17 protein-coding genes and 1 pseudogene are annotated in these 18,620 nt (G+C 59.3%); 7 read left to right on the forward strand and 11 right to left on the reverse strand.

The genetic code is table 11. The features are described 5' to 3' along the window. Positions 1-94: 94 nt before the first annotated feature. The 9 genes from ACLH1I_RS04860 to ACLH1I_RS04900 all read right to left on the reverse strand — a co-directional run bounded on the left by ACLH1I_RS04860 (position 95) and on the right by ACLH1I_RS04900 (position 9,392). A complete protein-coding gene (locus ACLH1I_RS04860) occupies positions 95-1,441 on the reverse strand; it encodes a patatin-like phospholipase family protein (protein WP_227506507.1) in 1,347 nt (448 codons plus the stop codon). A 265-nt stretch (positions 1,442-1,706) separates the two neighbouring features. Next, the gene (locus ACLH1I_RS04865) at positions 1,707-3,128 is read right to left on the reverse strand and encodes an FAD-binding oxidoreductase (RefSeq protein WP_032425888.1); all 1,422 of its coding nucleotides are present in this window, start codon (positions 3,126-3,128) and stop codon (positions 1,707-1,709) included. A 26-nt stretch (positions 3,129-3,154) separates the two neighbouring features. Continuing rightward, the gene (locus ACLH1I_RS04870; protein ID WP_004202964.1) at positions 3,155-3,970 is read right to left on the reverse strand and encodes an ABC transporter permease; all 816 of its coding nucleotides are present in this window, start codon (positions 3,968-3,970) and stop codon (positions 3,155-3,157) included. A 1-nt stretch (position 3,971) separates the two neighbouring features. Further along, positions 3,972-4,802 carry an ABC transporter ATP-binding protein gene (locus ACLH1I_RS04875; RefSeq protein ID WP_032431880.1) on the reverse strand — a complete coding sequence of 277 codons (831 nt, stop codon included), beginning with the start codon at positions 4,800-4,802 and terminating at the stop codon, positions 3,972-3,974. Further along, complete coding sequence (locus tag ACLH1I_RS04880; protein ID WP_048324513.1) at positions 4,799-5,782, reverse strand: ABC transporter substrate-binding protein; 984 nt, start codon at positions 5,780-5,782, stop codon at positions 4,799-4,801. The genes ACLH1I_RS04875 and ACLH1I_RS04880 overlap by 4 nt, the downstream gene beginning before the upstream one ends. Continuing rightward, positions 5,782-6,663 carry a creatininase family protein gene (locus ACLH1I_RS04885; RefSeq protein WP_023318467.1) on the reverse strand — a complete coding sequence of 294 codons (882 nt, stop codon included), beginning with the start codon at positions 6,661-6,663 and terminating at the stop codon, positions 5,782-5,784. The genes ACLH1I_RS04880 and ACLH1I_RS04885 overlap by 1 nt, the downstream gene beginning before the upstream one ends. Beyond that, complete coding sequence (locus tag ACLH1I_RS04890) at positions 6,660-7,139, reverse strand: RidA family protein (RefSeq protein ID WP_048324511.1); 480 nt, start codon at positions 7,137-7,139, stop codon at positions 6,660-6,662. Before ACLH1I_RS04890 ends, ACLH1I_RS04885 begins: the two co-directional genes overlap by 4 nt. Beyond that, positions 7,129-8,412, reverse strand: a complete 1,284-nt coding sequence (locus ACLH1I_RS04895) for an amidohydrolase family protein (RefSeq protein WP_151385314.1) — start codon at positions 8,410-8,412, stop codon at positions 7,129-7,131. Before ACLH1I_RS04895 ends, ACLH1I_RS04890 begins: the two co-directional genes overlap by 11 nt. Positions 8,413-8,423: 11 nt before the next feature. Beyond that, on the reverse strand, positions 8,424-9,392 hold the full coding sequence (locus ACLH1I_RS04900; protein WP_004202954.1) for a PDR/VanB family oxidoreductase: 969 nt from the start codon (positions 9,390-9,392) through the stop codon (positions 8,424-8,426). 207 nt (positions 9,393-9,599) lie between these two features. On the opposite strand from ACLH1I_RS04900, the gene ACLH1I_RS04905 reads away from it, so the two are divergent. From ACLH1I_RS04905 to ACLH1I_RS04920, 4 genes are all read left to right on the forward strand, one after another. Beyond that, positions 9,600-10,499, forward strand: a complete 900-nt coding sequence (locus ACLH1I_RS04905) for a LysR family transcriptional regulator (protein WP_004202952.1) — start codon at positions 9,600-9,602, stop codon at positions 10,497-10,499. A 294-nt stretch (positions 10,500-10,793) separates the two neighbouring features. Next, positions 10,794-11,783, forward strand: coding sequence for an ABC transporter substrate-binding protein (locus ACLH1I_RS04910; protein ID WP_043519923.1), 990 nt, complete (start codon positions 10,794-10,796; stop codon positions 11,781-11,783). An 11-nt stretch (positions 11,784-11,794) separates the two neighbouring features. Next, the gene (locus tag ACLH1I_RS04915) at positions 11,795-13,213 is read left to right on the forward strand and encodes an amidohydrolase family protein (protein WP_151628657.1); all 1,419 of its coding nucleotides are present in this window, start codon (positions 11,795-11,797) and stop codon (positions 13,211-13,213) included. Positions 13,214-13,233: 20 nt separating this feature from the next. Further along, positions 13,234-14,223, forward strand: coding sequence for an isopenicillin N synthase family dioxygenase (locus ACLH1I_RS04920; RefSeq protein WP_198079711.1), 990 nt, complete (start codon positions 13,234-13,236; stop codon positions 14,221-14,223). Between the two features lie 74 nt (positions 14,224-14,297). Here the strand turns inward: ACLH1I_RS04920 and ACLH1I_RS04925 are convergent, their stop codons facing one another. Next, positions 14,298-15,215 carry a LysR family transcriptional regulator gene (locus tag ACLH1I_RS04925; RefSeq protein ID WP_109938399.1) on the reverse strand — a complete coding sequence of 306 codons (918 nt, stop codon included), beginning with the start codon at positions 15,213-15,215 and terminating at the stop codon, positions 14,298-14,300. A 116-nt stretch (positions 15,216-15,331) separates the two neighbouring features. Here ACLH1I_RS04925 and ACLH1I_RS04930 point away from each other — a divergent pair, with 116 nt between their 5' ends. The 3 genes and pseudogenes from ACLH1I_RS04930 (at position 15,332) to ACLH1I_RS04940 (ending at position 18,097) form a co-directional block, all read left to right on the forward strand. Next, entirely contained in the window at positions 15,332-16,864 is a 1,533-nt protein-coding gene (locus ACLH1I_RS04930) for an MFS transporter (RefSeq protein ID WP_048324498.1), read from the forward strand. 159 nt (positions 16,865-17,023) lie between these two features. Then, positions 17,024-17,137 (forward strand): annotated as a pseudogene (locus tag ACLH1I_RS04935) (LuxR family transcriptional regulator); the annotation flags it as partial. 822 nt (positions 17,138-17,959) lie between these two features. Next, on the forward strand, positions 17,960-18,097 hold the full coding sequence (locus ACLH1I_RS04940) for a hypothetical protein (protein WP_229583961.1): 138 nt from the start codon (positions 17,960-17,962) through the stop codon (positions 18,095-18,097). A 13-nt stretch (positions 18,098-18,110) separates the two neighbouring features. Here ACLH1I_RS04940 and ACLH1I_RS04945 read toward each other — a convergent pair whose 3' ends face one another. Continuing rightward, positions 18,111-18,599 (reverse strand): DinB family protein, encoded by a 489-nt coding sequence (locus tag ACLH1I_RS04945; RefSeq protein ID WP_048324493.1) that lies wholly within the window; start codon positions 18,597-18,599, stop codon positions 18,111-18,113. Positions 18,600-18,620 lie beyond the last annotated feature (21 nt).

Below are 18,620 nucleotides of genomic sequence, written 5' to 3' on the forward strand. Positions count from 1 at the left end.
TGGATGGCAGAAAATGATTTTTTCGAGTTTCGCTCCTTATCTGGCTGAACTTTTCTGTTTTTATCTTTGAAGTATTTATTTGTTCTTGAAGTATCTATTTAATTTTGTAAGGGGAAGGCTTGTCTGATAAGCAGAAGTAATATCTCGCCTGATTTTTTTTGTAATTATGCCAATCAAAATTAATAAGAAATTGATAAGCGGTTTCTGCGCCAAGTCTAAACAATTTAAGTTTGTTGGCATCGCACATACTGAAGTCTAACCAGCCAATGTCTCCAGTGTCTATGAATGATACTAGCTTATTGTAATCAGGGTTTTTTTTAATGAAATCGTAATTCATGGCATGTCTGGCGGTGTTGAACGATTGAGCAAATATATCAAGGGTGCTATTAATTTCATGACTGTGATCGTCAAGTTGCAGTTTGACACCAAATGTGGGTCTTGCTGGAATTTTTGTGGGGTTGTGAAAAACATCAATCGGAAAGTTTGACATGATGCCGCCATCAACAAAACAAGCGATAGGTGGCGGAAATCGAGTGGCTAATCTGCTTTGAAAACTAATGCCGGTATATTTTTGCCATTTCAATTGTAGATTATTATCCATATGAGGTATTTTTACCGTGTAGGGCTGAAAAACAAAAGGGATAGACATAGAGCAGCGGCAGAACACCGCGGGATTTACATCGTTCGGTTTTTCCCAGTATAGTTCTGCCATGACAGGAAGTTCAACTTTATATTCGGTGGCTAAATCTGCTGTTATCAGGCATAAATAGTCATGATTTACATCCAGTTCATCAAGGGATTGTTTACCTTCAAGTTGGGATGGTTTATCAATGCTGGTGCTTCTAAGCTTCCATCCGTATGGAGTCGTCGCCATTCTTTTTCTAAGATCGTTGACTGTATAAATATTAAAAGATGATAGCTGTTTTTTTAGCCAGGACTCAAATTCATCGCCTCTATTAAGTCCTTGCATTATTTTTAAGTTGTCCGTTGTCGTAAGAAACCTTAAAAATGCACTAAAATATTTAAATCCTGACTTGTTTTTAGAGTTCATTAAGCCTGTGGCAGTATCCATAAATTTCTTTGGGTCATAATCTCCGTCCTTTTTCCCATCAATAAATGTATTTATTGGCATATTGGCGATCATATCTATTAGGCGTTCGCTTTTTTCTTTTTCAGGTACATCTATTGCAGATAATAACAAGGCGGCAATTGAACCGGCTGACGTGCCTGCGATACCAATGAATCTTATCCCTGCTTGCTCTAAAATATATATGTAACCTACAAGGGCTAATCCGAGGACGCCGCCACCCTCCATTACCAGATCAACGTATTGATGGCCATTTTCATCAATAGTGTCACTGAATTCTTTATTGGACAGGGCGGTGGCTTTATTTTTTATTTCTTCAACTTCTTTTAGGTAGCTATTCACGGATAATGACATTTTAATTTCCTTAGCAACGGATCTGATCATTGTTGATCATACAAGGGAATTTATTGGCCGTTATCAGAAGACCTCTTTTTTGCTCAAAGAGAAAATGCTGTGAACAATTTTTAACGGCCGTCTCGTCAACTACAGAAAAGTATAACGGAGGAAACAGAGACACCACTCATTCATATGAATGAGTGACGTAAAAAAACTCGCCGTGCGGGCAGGGGGAAGAGAGACGGGCCCGCTCCGCGTTAGCCCGCACGCGGAGCGGGGGCGATCAGGTCGCGGGGCTTTCGCGGGTGGCCCGCGCCAGCGGGTTGCTGTCCAGCTCCAGCTGGTCGCGCAGCGCCCAGCCGCGCAGCTTGCCGGGGTTAAGCAATCCTGCCGGGTCGAGAGATTGTTTAACCGCCACCACGTCAGGGCGAATAACCCCCTGTTTGCCGTCCTCAACCTGCAGCACGTGGGGATTGTTAATTTTGACGTCGTTATCGCGAAATATCTGCATGATCGCGTTGAGACGTTCGGGCGTGGTATAGCGCACCAGCTGCAGACCGCTGGCGGTAAGGTTGCCTTCGATATCGCGCAGAAATTCAATATGGGAGATCACCTCCCCGGCGAAATGCTGCTCCATCTGTAAAATTTGCTGCGGATAGCGCAGCGGATCAAACGCCGTCTGTAGATAGGTCAGCGTATTGTCCACCTTGAGCGCATGCAGGGTGGTGTGGTTCCAGCAGTATTCCATTAACGAGGCGTTTTGCGCCCGGGCCTCGTCGCTGGTCTGACGGATGGCGTTGCTCCCGCGATGGCGCGGTAACAGGCTGGCGCAGAGTCCTTCGCTCTCCTCGGCGATCAGGCTGATAACCGCATGCTGGCCGGCGCGGTAACGATCGTTCAGGTGGCTAAAATAATCGGCGATCGGCGTGGCCAGCAGCGCCACCTGGCGCTTCACCAGTCCCGGGGAGCGGACGCAGGCGTTGGCATAGTTCAGCGCATCGGCGAAATCGTCAAACACGTCCAGGCGTTCTATCCACTGGTGCGCGGGAGCCAGCGCCAGCTCAACCTCGAGAATGATGCCGTTGGTGCCGTAGGCGTGATGCAGCAGCAGCGCTTCGGGAGCCGGGACGGTCAGTACGCGAGGGACCGGCTCGACGGTCATCACTTTGACGCTGAGCACATTGCCGGGCGCCGCCAGCGGCCCATAGTTGATGGAGCCGATGCCGCCGAACCCGCCGCCGTAGAGGCCGCCCAGGCTTGCCAGGCGATAGGTCGACGGCATACAGCGCAGCTCCCAGCCCGTCGGGCGGACGGCGGTTTCGATGTCCGCCAGGCGAATGCCGGCCTGGGCTCTTACCGTGCCGTTGCCGAGAGCGACGATCTGGTTGAGCCCGGTCATATCCACCAGCATCCCGCCTTCGAGGGGGACCAGTTGGCCATAGTTGCCGGTGGCGCTGCCGCGCAGGGTCAGCGGCAGCTGGTGCTGCGCGCAGGCGGCGACCAGTTGCCGCAGCTCCTCTTCATCGCGCGGACGAACCACCGCGTCCGCCTGTTTTCCCGCCAGCTGCTCGGTGAGCACCGGACTGAACCAGTGAAAATCGCGGGAAAGCCGTTTGAGTTTCGCCGGCTGCAGGGTCCACTCCAGCGCCGGGAGTGCCTGCTGGATCGCCGCTATCGCTTGTTGACGCTGTTCATCAGTCATCATTCTTTTTCCTGTTCGTCAGCAGAACATTAATGAGATTGCACGGCTTCGCTTTCATGCCAGGCGCTGAGCGCCCGACGCGAGACCCAGGACATCACGCCGAACAGCGCAATCCCGGCGAGAGAGATCAGCAGCAGCGCGGCAAACATCAGCGGGATATCCAGCTGATAGCCGGCCTGCAGGATCTGATAGGCCAGCCCGGTATTGGTCCCGCCAGTGCCGGCGACAAACTCCGCTACCACCGCGCCAATCAGCGACAGCCCGCTGGAAATACGCAGCGCGCCGAAGAAATAGGGCAGCGCCGAGGGGATACGCAGTCGCACCAGCGTTTGCCAGCGGCTGGCGTGATTGAGGCGGAAATAGCTCAGCAGGCCGGGAGAGACGCTGCGCAGTCCCTGGGTGGTATTGGAGATGATGGGGAAGACCGCCATCAGGGTGGCGCACACCACCAGCGAGAGGGTGGCGTCCTTCACCCAGATGATAATCAGCGGGGCGATGGCAACGATCGGCGTCACCTGCAAAAACACGATGTAGGGAAACAGGGCGGTTTCCACAAACCGGTTCTGCACCAGGATAAACGCCACGGCGGCGCCGATGACAATCGACAGCAGAAACGAGATCAGGGTGATCTTAAGGGTGAACAGCAGCGCCAGCAGCAGCGGCGTGAGATGCGTCCACAGGCTGTCCAGCATCACCAGCGGCGACGGCACCAGAAAGGCCGGGATGCGGAAATAGCTTACCGCGCCCTGCCACAGGAGCACCACCGCCACCGCGACGAGGGTCGGATAGAGAATTTTGAGAAAACGCGGATGCTGGATCCACGGCGTTGCGGTTGTGGTTTTCATATTATGGCTCCATACCAGACTGGCTGGCCTGCAACAGACTGTCCTGCAGCTGACGGGCATACAGGGAAAAGGCCGGACTGACGCGGAACGCCTCGCTGCGCGGGAACGGCTCCCGGATGGCGATATCTTCCACCACCCGTCCGGGACGGGCCGCCATCATGATCACCCGCTGCGAGAGAAACACCGCTTCGTGGATCGAGTGGGTGACGAAGACCACCGTCAGGTTCTGCTCCTGCCACAGACGCAGCAGATCGCTGTCGAGCTTGTTGCGCGTAATTTCATCCAGCGCGCCGAAGGGCTCATCCATCAGCAGCAGCTTTGGCCGGGTGACCAGACCGCGGGCGATGGAGACGCGCATTTGCATGCCGCCGGAGAGTTCGCGCGGCAGGACGTCGGCGAACTTGCCCAGCCCCACCAGCTCAAGGACTTCACTCACCCGGGTATTACCTTCCGCGCGCGGCACGCCGGCCAGATCCAGCGGCAGCCTGACGTTATTGCGCACGCTGCTCCACGGCATCAGGGTGGCTTCCTGGAAGACGAACGAGAGCGGATGCTGGGCCTTTTCCCGGCTGTCGCGCCGCCACAGCATCAGCTTGCCGTCGCTGGGCTCCACCAGGCCGGCGACCATCTTCAGCAGCGTACTTTTACCGCAGCCGGACGGACCGAGCAGGGTAATGAACTCCCCCTGATTGATGGTCAGGTTGACGGGCAGCAGCGCCCGGGTGCCGTTGCTGTAGATCTTCTCCGCCGACAGCACCTCAATGGCCGGCGTGGCGGAGGCGGGCGTAAAGCGGGTGTCGCTCATCACGGTCAGTTTCGGGGCGGTATTCATGGCATCACTCCGGCGTCTTTGACCATCTCCAGGGTGTAAGTCTGCTCAAACGGCACCTTGCTGGCGTCGATCAGTTTGTTTTTCACCAGCATGTCCCAGGTTTTTTTCAGCCGCGGCTCGGTGATGATGCCGATGCCGCCGGTCTTAGCATCGCCGCCGGTCACCAGCTGGTAGTGCTTCATCTGGGCAATGCCAAAGGCGATCTGCTCGGCGCCCATTTGTGGATTCGCTTTGCCGATCAGGTTGTTTCCGGGGGTGGGATTCTGCAGGTAGCTTTTCCAGCCCTCCATGGAGGCTTTGACGAAGGCCGCCACCGCCGCCGGACGTTTGCGGATGGTGTCCGCCATACAGATGATCGAGTTGCCGTAGGGCGGGTAGCCCCAGTCGCTGAGCGGATAGACATAGAACGGCTGCCCGCCTTTGGCGACGGAGAACGGCTCGGAGGTGACGTAGCCCTGCTGCACCAGATTTTTGTCGGCGAGGAACGGCTGGACGTTAAAGGTATAGGGGCGCACTTTGCTGCCAGCCAGACCCAGCTCGCTCTTCGCCCACGGCCAGAAGGAGGTATAGGCCTCGGTGGCGAGCAGGAAGGTTTTGTCTTTAAGCTCAGCCGGGTTGCTTACTTTGTCATGGGTGATAAACACCGTCGGCGAGTGCTGGAACACGGTGGCGACGGTTACCGCATGCACCCCGGCCTGCCAGGTCTCCAGCGCCTGGCCGTTGTCGCCAAGGGTGCAGTCCGCCTGACCGGCCGCCATCAGCTGCATAACGTTGATCTGCGGGCCGCCCATTTTAATTTCGACATCGAGACCGGCGTGTTGGTACAGCCCGGTGGCCTGGGCCTGGTAAAACCCGCCGTGCTCCGCCTGGGCATACCAGTTGGTGAGAAACGTAAACTTCTCCGCCGCGAAGGAGGAGGCTGAGGTGGCGAGGGCGGTCACGGTCAGCAGGGTTAAAACTGGCGTCGATCTGGTATTCATCAGGGCTCCTTGGAATCAGCAGCGAAAGAGGGGGGGAGGGACTGGACAAAGCCATGCCAGTGCTGTTTGCCCCAGGTCGGTTCGCGACGTTCGACCCAGGCCATGCGGTGGATCTCGATGATTGCCTGCGCCCAGCTGGCGGCGAGGGAGTCGAGCAGCCCTTCGCCTTGCTCCCGCGTCGCCGGGGTCGGGTCGCCAATCACCCCGCTGGGGCCAAAGTCATACGCTGCCCATGCCGCCGCCGGGCGGCCTTTCGACAGGGTCGGGCAGGGGAATTCCGGCGGGAAGTTGGCGACCGCCCGCTCCATATGAACGCACTCCGGCGCCAGCGCCAGCATCAGCGCCGTTTCGCTATGGCCGGCGTGCATCGCCATCCGCTGTTCATGCGGGCTGAGAAACTGTTTTTCGCAGTTGGGCACGTTGAACACATCGTGCGGGATGGCGATAAAATCCCCGTGGCGCAGGCGCATTTCCCGGCAGGCGATCTGCAGGATCTGCGGCTGGCCGCCGTGGCCGTTGATCATCAGCAGCTTGCGAAAACCGGCTCGATAGAGAGATTCGGCGATCTCCAGCAGCGTATGCAGCAGCGTATCGCCGCTGAGGGTCAGGGTGCCGGGAAAATGCAGATGCTCCTCTGACTTACCGTAGACGATCGGCGGGATGGCGTAGGCCGGGATCGCCGCCGGCAGCCGGGCGAGGGCATGGCCCGCCACGCCGGAAGATATCACGCTGTCCACCGAGCAGGGCAGATGCGGGCCGTGCTGTTCGATCGCCCCGGTAGGGAGGACGATAACCGTATTGCTTTTATCCGGCAGGGCGGCCACGTCCGTCCAGCTCAGAAAAGGGAGAAAGCGCGCTGCAGGAATGTAACCGTTAATCATCGCGGTGCCTCGGAGTGAATTGGCTGGGGTAACCAGACGGTTGCTTCGACTTCAATCAATACCGTGGCGTCGGGCAGCATTTCGCTGACCTGCACTACGGTGGAAACGGGCGGCTGGCCGGGATAAAACAGCTTCCTGACCCTGCTGTAATAGGGAAAATGGTCAAGGTTGCGAAAGTACTGCACCAGCTTGATAACGTCGCTCATCTGCCCTCCCGCGGACTCCACGGTGCGGCGGATACTTTCCAGGACGTACCAGCTCTGGGCGAGGATCGGCCCCTGTTTCGCATCGGTTGAAAATTCGCCGGTCGCCCCCAGAAGCTCCCGCACCGGCTCAGGCACATCCTGAAAGCCGTTGACGATGGTGCCGGTCAGGGGATTGACCGGAATAATGCCGGAGAGAAAGATAAAATCGCCGGCTCTGCGCCAGGCGGCATACCGCGCCAGCGGCGCCCCCGCGCCTGCTTCAAGACTCATGTGCCATCTCCTCCTGCCACACGCGCCGGTGGGTTAACCTGCCGTGGTTAACCACCAGACGGGCGGCGCTGTTTAAAGGCCAGGTATAACGGTCGCTACCCGGGAAAATCACCACGCTGGCCGCCGCCCCGACGGCAAAGGGCGCCGCGTCTGCCGGCGAACCGGTTAGCGCCGCGCGATCGCAGATCAGCCGCGACTGCCGGTCGAACGGGTCGCTGAGCTGGGCGCTGAACAGGCCGCAGGCCAGGGTGTCCAGCGGGTCGTAGCTTCCCGCCGGACAAAAAGCGTCCTGCACGTTGTCGCAGCCGAGCAGGGTGGCCACGCCGGCGGCCTGCGCCTCGTGCAGCAGGGTGATCCCCCGCTGGCGCGGCGTGCGACCGAACGTCGCATCCTGCAGCAGCAGGTTGGTCATCGGCAGAGCGATAAGGGTGATCCCGTGCGCCGCCAGCTGGCGCAGGATTTGCGCCGCCTGCGCGTCGCTGCCGGCGGCCAGCGCGCAGCCGTGGCTGCAGCAGATATGCCCGGGGAAAGGGTGGCGGGAGAGATGATCCGCCAGCCAGGTCAGCCCCTGAGACACCTCGCTGAGCTCCTCATCGATATGCAAATCCAGATCCAGTTTCCAGCGGGCTGCGCTATGCAGCAGGTTTGCCATGGCGGCGGCGTCCCAGTTGGAGGAGTGGATGAAGCCGCCCAGCAGGCAGCGCTCTCCGCTGTTGGCGACCGCACGGGCAATGGCCTCGGCATCCGCCGGATCCTGAAACAGGGGCAGCGGGACCAGCGCCACCCGCTCCAGGGTGATGCCGCCGGTATCGAGGCGGGCGATCTCCTGCCAGGCGTCCGGCGCGTCGGCGGTAAACCAGTCGATATGGCTGCGCAAATGGGTCACGCCATTCGCTGCCGCCCGGGCCAGCGCGGCGGACGCCCGACGTTGAATATCCGCCCCGGTCCAGTGTCGGCGATCCTCATGCATGGCGTGGATCGCCGGCAGCAGCCCGGCCTGCGCCGGACGGCAGCGTTCAATGGTGAATGTCTTGTCCAGATGGGCATGGGGTTCCACCAGGCCGGGGAGCGTCAACGCCCCCGCCAGATCCCACAGGCCGGGAGCCGGCTGGTCGGTTGGGGTCAATGCGGCGATCCGGCCATCGCGAAAGGCCAGGTCCGCCAGCAGCGGTTCACCGTTGGCCTGCGTCGGCCAGCCTTCGGGCAGCGCCCAGGCCGGGAGTCGGGCGCGGCTGATACCGGTGAGCGGCGCGCAAGAGGAGGAGAATGTCATCGTCAGTCTCCTCACAGATCCAAAACCAGACCCGGTGATTTCGCCCGCGAACAGCAGAGCGTGATCTGGTCGTTGCCAGCTTTCTCTTCCGCCGTCAGCACGCTGTCCCGGTGCTCGGGGATCCCGTCGAGGACCCCGGTAATACATGACCCGCACATTCCCTGTTCGCAGGAGAGCATGACCTCCACCCCGGCGTGCTGTAATACCTGAGCAATGGTTTGATCCGCGGCGACCTGCAGACGCTGCCCGCTGGAGGCCAGCTCAATATAAAAAGCGTTTTTCGCCGCAGTATTATTTTCCGCCGCGGGAGTGAAGCGCTCGAATACAAATTGCGACGGCGACCAGCGATATTCATCCATGACCGACCGCAGTCGCTGAATAAAGCCCTCCGGGCCGCAGGCCACCACCGCGGTATCAGGATCGGGCGCGGTTAAGCATGGGGGGATCTGCTGGCGAAACGACTCGCCTTCCTCGCTGCAGTGAATCGCCACCGTGCCGCTCGCGGCCAGCTGAGCCAGGCGCGGGGAGAAGGCGGTCTGGCGCGAGCTGGCGACATAATAATGCAGCTCCAGCTCACCCTTTCTGGCGGCAATCGCGTCAGCCATCGCCAGCAACGGCGTGATGCCGATACCGCCGGCAAACAGCAGGTAGCGCCCGGCTTGCGGCAGGGGGAAATGGTTGCGCGGCTGCGAAATGGAGAGCCGATCGCCGGCTTTGAGCTGCTGGTGCAAATAGCGTGAGCCGCCGGTGGAAGCGTCCGCCAGCCTGACGCAAACTTCATAGCGATTTCCGCGGTCAGGCATGCCGCACAGGGAATATTGCCGCGGGCCAACGCCGGGAATAATAATATCGATATGCGCCCCGGCGGAGTAGGCCGGTAATATTTCCCCGGCCGCTGCCTGCAATATTAAAGACAGATTTCCCTCGCCGTTAGGCCGTATTTCCCCGACCGAGACCGAAATAAAATCGTGGCTGTGCATTACCGTTTACTTTCCCTCATTCCGCTGTCTGCAGGGCGGCCAGGGTCGGCGAAGAGATAACTCCCCTTCGCGGTGAACTGTCCGGCGTGCAAGAAAATGGGTGAAACGATCGTTTCTCCGCTATGAATGCTACGGTATTGTGATTAAACTGTTGCGTCCAGAGCTTTGATTCGCACAACCCGTTGCAAAAAAGAGAGCACCCAAACGATGTTTGCCTTCTCCCGATTTCTGCTCTATTTCACTGAAGTGGCCCGTCAGGGGTCGTTTCGTAAAGCGTCAGAGGCGCTGCATGTCTCTGCGTCCTCTATCGACCGTCAGATTTTGCGCGTGGAACAGGAGCTGGCGATGCCGCTCTTCGAGCGCCATCCCACCGGGCTGCGGCTGACCGCCGCCGGGGAGCTGCTGCTGCATGCGGCCAATAACTGGAAAAAGGACTTTACCCGGGTCTGTGAGCAGCTGGATGACCTGCGCGGACTGCGGCGCGGGCATGTGCGCATCGCCACCATCGATGCCATTAACCGGCATTTCTTTTCGACGATGCTCAAAGAGGTGCATAAACATTATCCCAACATCTCTTTTACATTGACCACCATCAACAATATCCACATCCAGCAGGCGCTGATCTCCGGCGAGGCGGATTTCGGCATCATGCTCAATCCGCAGACCTCCCGTGAACTGCAGGTGAGGGCGTTTGCCGAAATGAATATGGGGATCGTGGTGCCGACCGGCCATCCGCTGGCCAGCCGCAGCGCTGTGCGCTTTAGCCAGTGCATCGACTACCCGTTTATCCTGCCCTCCGCCCCATTGATGATCAGCGAACCGGTAGAGGCGCTGGTGAACATCAGCGGCAACGAGGTGAAGGAGGTGGCAGTGTCGAATAACATCCACATGATCCGCACCCTGATTAAAGAGCAGATGGGTATCGGCATCCTGTGCCGGCTGGATATTCTCGATGAGATTGAGTCCGGCCAGCTGGCGTTTGTGCCGCTTACCGATCCGCAGCTTAAGCCTTTCACGCTGGCGCTGTGCGTCTCGCCCGCCCGCCAGCTTTCACTTGCCGCCTCGATGATGTTGAACCAGCTGGAGATGCTCTTCAGCCAGCTGTGAGAGACCGGCAGGCACTAAAATCATTCATTAGCGCACCATAATGGTGCGTTTTTTGTGTGCATGAATCAAAGGTTGCATGCCCCAGGGCGGCGGCGCAGGCGATTTTGCGCGGCCGCGCGCGGGCGATAAAATCTGGCATTGTTTTTGTATAGCTAAGTGTGAGTAGAAGCGGTCAGTACGGGTTATCCATACGGGACATTGCTCAGTCACCATGTCGCGGTTCAATGTTGACCGGGATGGGAGGCTGAGCCACATTCGCTCGCTCCCCCTCCCGGCGTAAAGAGGAGAGGGATAATGAAAACAGGCGCACGCCTTCCCCGGGGTTTACGCTGGCTGGGCCTGATGGCCCTCGGCGGTGTCTCGCTGGCCGTTCAGGCCGAGGAGAAAATCGTTCTGCTGACCTCCTGGTACGCTCAGGCGGAGCAGGGGGGGTATTATCAGGCTCAGGCCACTGGGCTGTACAAAAAATATGGTCTCGACGTCGAGATCCGCTCCGGTGGTCCCCAAGTCAACGGCATGCAGTTGCTGTTGTCGAAGCGGGCCGATGTGATCATCGGTTACGATCTGCAGCTACTGGAAGGCATTCAGCGCGGCTTCCAGGCGAAAGCCATTGCCGCTCCCTTTCAGTACGATCCCCAGGGGCTGCTGACCCATGCCGATGTCACCTCCCTGCAGGGGCTGAAAGATAAAACCATTCTGGTCTCCAGCTCCGGTCAGGCGACATGGTGGCCGTGGCTGAAGGCGCAATACCAGCTGAGCGACGCTCAGGTTCGCCCCTACACCTTCAATATTCAACCCTTTGTCGTCGATGACGCTGTCGCCCAGCAGGCTTATGTCAGCTCCGAGGTGTTCCAGGTGCAGAAGGCTGGAGTGAAGGCGAACTTCTTCCTCTTTTCTGAGCATGGTTACCCTCCCTATGGCGGCATTCTTATCGCCCGCCCGGACACCATCGCCGAGCGTAAAGCGGCGATGGCGAAGTTTGTCCGCGCTTCAATGGAGGGCTGGGTGAGCTATCTCAAGGATCCGGCGCCGGGCAATGCGCTGATTAAGCAGGACAACCCCAAAATGACCGACGATCTGCTCGCCTGGGGCGTGACCCAGATCCGTGAGCATCATCTGATCGACGGCGGGGATGCCGCCAGTCAGGGCTGGGGGACGATGACCGACGCGCGCTGGCAAAAGACGCGTGATTTTATGGTCAGCGCCGGTCTGCTGGCGGCGGCCACCGACTGGAAACAGGCCTACACCACCGAATTTGTTCAGGCCATGCAGGTTAAACCCTGAGGAGCGACGCCATGTCATTAATGATTAAAAATGCCCATGCCATCCTCAGCGGTCTGTCCGGAGAGGCGGCGCGGCTGGCCGGGCCAGATATTCGCATCCGCGACGGCAAGATTGCGGCCATCGGCAGCCTGACGCCGCTGCCGGAAGAGCGACAGATCGATGCCCGCGACTGTGTGATCTATCCGGCATGGGTGAACACGCACCACCATCTTTTTCAGTCGCTACTGAAGGGCGAGCCGCAGGGGCTGAACCAGAGCCTGACGGCCTGGTTGAGCGCCACGCCGTACCGCTTTCGCGCGGCTTTCGATGAACATACCTTTCGTCTGGCGGTGCGCATTGGCCTGGTGGAGCTTCTGCGCTCGGGCTGCGCCAGCGTGGCGGATCACAACTACCTGTACTGGCCAGATATGCCTTTCGATACCTCGGAGATTGTCTTCAGCGAAGGGGAAGCGCTGGGGATGCGCATCGTTCTGTGCCGGGGTGGGGCGACCCAGGGGCGGGCGGTGGAACAGGATCTGCCGGTGGCGCTGCGTCCGGAAACCTTCGACGGCTATATGGCGGATATCGAACGGCTGGTCAGCCGCTATCACGACCCCCGGCCCGATTCTCTGCGCCGGGTGGTGATGGCGCCCACTACCGTCCTGCACTCCGCGCCGGGCGTCCAGCTGCGGGAGATGGCGAAGCTGGCCCGCCAGCTGGGGATCCGGCTGCACAGCCATTTATCGGAAACCGTCGATTATCTTGACGCCGCGCGGCAGAAATTCGCCATGACGCCGGTGCAGTTCTGCGCGGAGCATGACTGGCTGGGAAATGACGTGTGGTTTGCCCATCTGGTGAAGCTGCTGCCGGAGGAGATTGCCCTGCTGGGCCGCACCGGAACCGGCATCGCCCATTGCCCGCAAAGCAACGGTCGGCTGGGCAGCGGCATCGCCGATCTACTGGCGCTGGAGCAGGCCGGGGTCCCGGTCTCGCTGGGGGTGGATGGCGCTGCCTCCAATGAGGCGGCGGATATGCAAAGCGAAGCCCATGCCGCATGGCTGCTGCAGCGCGCGCGCAAGGGGATGCTGGCGCAGCCGCGCTACGCCGGAGGCACCTTCGAGGGCGGGGCCGATGCGGCCACGGTGGAGGTTGTGGTGCGCTGGGGCAGCGCCGGCGGGGCGCAGATCCTCGGCTTAGCGCAGAGCGGCACTCTGCAGGTCGGGATGCAGGCGGACCTCGCCATTTACCGGCTGGACGATCCGCGCTACTTCGGCCTGCACGATATGGCCATTGGGCCGGTGGCCTGCGGCGGGCGCGCCGCGCTGAAGGCGCTGCTGCTCAATGGCCGACCCATCGTGGAAGATGACGCCATTCCCGGTCTCGACCTTGACGCGATGCGCCACGACGCGCTGGCGGCCGTCCGTACCCTCCAACAGCGCGCCGCTGTTTAACTGATAACAGGATAATGAAGATGAACGCAACCACCCAGAATCAACGCTATGCCTTACAGGAACTGGAAAAAGAGGCGCTGATGGGCGCCGAGGGCGAAGAGACCTTCGCCCGCGAAGTGCGCTGTATCGACCTGTCGAACTTTGCCGAAAGAAAACATGATATTGCCGAACAACTGTGGGAGGCGGCGGTGGAGATCGGCTTCTTCCAGGTCAGCCACCATGGTATTCCGCTGGCGGAGATCCGCCAGGCGTTCAGCACGACCGAGGCGTTTTTCAACCTGCCCGACGAGGTGAAGCGCCAGTATCCGCTGGCCGGCAACGCCGGCTGGGAGAGCAAGGCGCAGGTTCGGCCATCGACCCGCACGCCGGATCAAAAAGAGTCCTATCAGATAACCCGTCCGCTGATGGATAGGCGCTGGCCCAGCGATCGGGAGCTGCCAGGCTTCCGGCAGACGATGCTCGGGTTTGAATCGCAGTGCTGGCAGCTGGGGATGAAGATTCTCTCCTGCTTTGCGTTAAAGCTCGGTTTTCCGGAATCGTTTTTCACCACCGCGCACGATCCGCAGCGTGACACCTATCAGAGCACCTTGCGCATGCTGCACTACTATGCAACCGAGCAGTCGCAGCAGGGAATGTGGCGGGCCGGCGCGCATACCGATTTTGACTGTCTGACGCTGCTGTTCCAGCACCCCGGTCAGGGCGGCCTGCAGGTTTGTCCCGGTAAAGACCGCGAAAGCCAGCAGTGGACCAGCATTGAGCCGCGCGAGGAGGTCATCACCTGCAATATCGGCGATATGCTAATGCGCTGGAGCGACGACCAGTTGCCGTCTAACTTCCACCGGGTGAGAAACCCGCTGCCCCACGAATATCAGGGGCCGCGCTACAGCCTGGCGTTTTTCTGTCAGGCCAATAAAGATGTCGAGATCCTCGGGCCGCAGAGAAAGTACCCGCCCATCAGCGCCGAGGATTATCTGCAGCAGCGGATCCAGGCCAATTTTGCCAAAGGGTAAGATGCTCCCTTGAGTGGTATGTCCTGCCGCCGGCTTTCGCTGGCCGCGCGGCAGGACATCCGGCGCTGAGCTTTTCAGGGGGTAGGGCTTGCCGATACGGGTGACAAGGGTATCTCTGCCGCAGCTATAAAATCAATAAAACAGCGTATTCGCGGTGACAGGTAGCGGCTGGCGGGCCACAGGACCGAGAAATGCCCATCCTTGACGCAACAGCCGGGCAACACCTCCTGCAGTTGTCCCTCGTTGATGGCCTCGCGCACGACAAAATCAGGCACATAAGCGATGCCCATCCCCGCCGCGCTCAAGCGAATGGCGGCCTCAATGTTATTGACTGTCATAATGGCAGCGGCCCTGAAATCTCCCGTCAGCCGCATATCGCGCAGTTCCCAGGGCTGGATCAGCCCTGTCGCGGGGAAGCGAAAAAAAATACACTTGTGCGCCGCTAATTCCGCTGGCGAGCCGGGAACGCCGTATTCCGCCAGATAGGCCGGACTGGCGCAGAGCACAAAACGAAAGCCCCCCAGCTTTCTGGCGATCAAGCGGGAGTCCGCTAGTTCGCCGCTGCGGATAGCGACATCAAATCCTTCATCGATCAGATTGACCAGCCGGTCACTAAAGTCGAGATCCAGTTCAACCTGCGGATAAAGACGGCTAAAGGCGGTGAGGGCGGGGAGCAGCAGGCGGTAGCCGATGACAGGCAGTGAAATCCTCAGTTTACCGGTGGGCTGTGAGAGACTGCTGGTCAGCTCAGACTCGGCCTCCTGGATCTGCTCCAGGATACTCTGGCAGCGGGTCAGAAACGCGGCCCCCTCCGCCGTCAGGCTGACGTTTCTGGTGCTACGGTTGAACAGCCGGACCCCCAGCTTATGCTCAAGCCGGGCGACATTCTTACCCACCGCCGAGGCAGATATCCCCAGCAGCCTGGCGGCCTGAACAAAGCTTAGCGTTTCGGCGGTGCGGACAAAGGACGTCAGCGAAGTGAGGCTGTCCATCGATTATAAACCTTTTGTCTCTTAAGAAGATATTTTCAGTCTATTTATCGGCAAGAACATCCGCAATAGGATGGCGATAGTTTATTCATTCCTTGCCGACTGATGAGGGCCGCCCGATGTTACTCACCGCCAGAACACCTTCCCGATACGCCAGCGCCCTGGCCGCGCTTTCTGTCTTTATGGCGGCCTTGCTGCTGCCGTTAAGTTTTACCGGCGGCGTCATGACCACCCCGGCGATACAGCAGTCGCTGGGCGGCTCTCCCGCTGCGCTGTCGTGGCTGACCAATGGCTTTATGCTGACTTTCGGCAGCTTTTTGCTGGCCGCAGGGGTGACGGCGGATGCCATCGACAGAAAACGTATTTTTATCGCCGGCGCCGCGCTGTTTTGCCTGAGCAGCCTGCTGTTTTGTCTGACGCACAATCTCTTCCTGTCAGGCGTGCTGAGGGCGCTGCAAGGTCTGGCCGCGGCGATGATTTTAGCCAGCGGCAGTGCGGCGCTGGCCCAGCTGTATGACGGCGCTCAGCGGACGCGGGCATTCAGCATCCTGGGCACGGTGTTCGGCGCCGGCCTGGCGTTCGGCCCGCTGCTGATCGGCTTCATGACCGACGCGGTGGGTTGGCGCGGCGTATACGCCCTGTTTGCGCTGCTCTCGGCGATGGTTCTGCTTATCGGTCTGGCGTATCTGCCGGCGGCAGAACAAAGCCAGCCGCGGACACCTGACAACCTCGGCTTAACCCTGTTTACGCTGGCCCTGATGCTGTTTACTGCATCGCTTATGGTCATTCCGGCTCGCGGCTTTTTATCGCTGACCACGCTGGCCTTGTTCATCGCGTCGGGGGGGCTGTTCGTGGCGTTTGCCGTGCGCTGCCAGAGGGTGAGCAACCCGGTGCTGGAACTCTCCCTGCTGCGCCATCCGCGTTTTGTCGGCGTACTGTTGCTGCCTGTCGCCACCTGCTGTTGCTACGTGGTCCTGCTGATTGTTGTTCCACTGCATTTTATGGGCGGAGAGGGGATGAGTGAGTCGCAGAGCGCGCTATATCTGATGGCGCTGACCGCGCCGATGCTGATTTTCCCATCCGTTGCGGCCCTGCTCACCCGCTGGTTTTCACCGGGGCGGGTATCCACGGGAGGGCTGATGATGGCCTCCGTCGGGTTGCTGTTGCTGGGCGATGCTTTTCACAGTAACCATCTTTCGCAACTGGTGCTGGCTCTGATCCTCTGTGGGGCGGGGGCGGCGCTTCCCTGGGGGCTGATGGACGGCCTGGCGATATCCGCTGTGCCGGTGGCGAAAGCCGGTATGGCGGCAGGCCTGTTCAACACCGTTCGCGTTGCCGGCGAGGGGATCGCCCTGGCGATAGTCTCCGCGGTATTAACGGCAAGCAATACCCTGACCCTGCAGAGTCGCGTTCACGGGTATACCCCCGAGGTGATTCACCGCGCCGCAGGCTGGCTGGGAGCCGGCAATATGCCGCAGGCGGCTGCGCTTTTGCCTGACTTTTCCCTCCGGGCGCTGCGCGAGAGCTATGACTCTGCTTATACGCTACTGTTTAGTGGGCTGGCGGTCGTCACCCTGCTGTGCACCCTGATGGTCTGGCGGACGCTATGCCGGAAGGGGAGCGCTATCCAAACCCGCAACAGCGGATCCTGAGCCCCCTTGATAGCGCATTGGCGTCACGCTCCCGGCAACCGCCTTTCCCGGTCTGCTTAGCGAACCGGGACTGTCATTGTTTCGCTGGCGGAACTATGCTGATCAGGGCGGCCACATGCGCCGCTCCGGCAGCGGAAACAGTGACTCACAGGTGGCGGTATGGCGATTGATCCGGAACTGATTTACATCGAGATCCTGGAAACGGTGCTGATGGCCACCCTGGATCCCGATTTGTGGAAATCGGCATTGCAGAAACTGGCGTTCCTCACCGGCCATCAGTACGCGGCATTTCTGTTCTACGATAAAGGCAATGCGCATCTGTTGACCGATTCATTCCTGCTGGAGGAGAAGGTCTTCACTGCCTATCGCGACGTGTTTCTGGCCATCGATCCCGCCGAAAAAATATTGACCGCGTTACCGGTCGGGCAAATGTACCGAGACCGCGAGTATTTAGGCGATAAATTTATTGCCGGCAGCGTCTATTACAATGAGTTTCATCACCCCAACGATCTGAATAATCTTACCAGCGTCAAGCTATGCACCCTCAATGGCTATGCCACCTATCTGTCACTGATGACGGCCAATACGGCGGCTTATCCGCAGCCGGCGCAGTTTGAACTGTTCAGGCGCTTGATCCCGGCGTTAAAAACCGCCTGCCAGCTTCACGCCCGATTTGAACAGCTGCGAGACACCATAAAATACCAGAGCGCGGTGATGGACAACGGGATCTACCCGGTATGGCTGGTGGATCATGGCGGTAAAATTCTCTACGCCAGCGCGCATGCCGAACGCTACCTGCGCGCTAACACCCGCCTCTCCTGGTATAGCGGGGGTGATACGCTGTGCCTCAATACCGACAGCAAAAAACTGAAACGGGCTATCGAGCAGGCCACCCGGACGGCAGAGCCGCCGAGGGCAGGGGTGTGCTATACCGCCGGGCGTCAGCCGAAACCGATCCTCGTGATCCCGACGGCCCGCCTTGCCGGGGTCGCCTGCGTGATTATTCCCGAGCCGTTTCTCACCGGCAGCGCCTTGATGGAACTGTTTAACGTCAAGCCTGCCGAAAATGCGGTGGCGGAGTTGCTGGTGCGGGGCATGACGCCGGATGAATGCGCCTTACATCTGGGCGTATCTATCGCCACCATCAGAACCCACCTTAGCGCCCTGTACCGGAAAACCCACACCCGTAATCAGGCAGAACTACTGCTGATCATCCGCGCGATTCACGGCTGATGGTCTCGCATCCTCAGGAATGATGGTCGCGCAGGAAAACGGTCAGCACATCTTTCGGCGGCACGCCGCCGCATTCGCCAATCATCCAGCCTACCGCGCCGCGGTGATAGGCGCCGTGAAAGAGCATGTGGTTCAACATCTCCATCGCGGTCATATTGCCGTCGCCGCCGTCGACAAATTTGAAGGCGATACGTTCGTGGAAATCAGCGGGGGTCATGGCGCTGACGTACTGAATGTATTCATCCGTACAGGCGGTCATTGCCGTTTCCAGCTCATCAATGGTTGGCGTCTCGGGGGTATTCAGCGCGGTGTAACCGTGCGTAATGCCGCGAAGATTCGCCCGGAAAATCATGTCAACGACATGGATATGGTTCATCAGCCTGAGGGTCAGGTGGCGTTTTTCGCCATGTACTGTTCCGTCTATCGTGCGGATCGCCTGTAAGGTGGCAAGGTCAATCCAGCGCTTGTACTTCAACAGCGTCACTACAGTGTCTTTGTCCATAGTCGGTCCCGGGTTGGTTGA

The organism is Klebsiella sp. 1SOBk10mer (assembly GCF_046602535.1).
In the GTDB taxonomy this organism is placed as follows: Bacteria; Pseudomonadota; Gammaproteobacteria; order Enterobacterales; family Enterobacteriaceae; genus Klebsiella; species Klebsiella quasipneumoniae.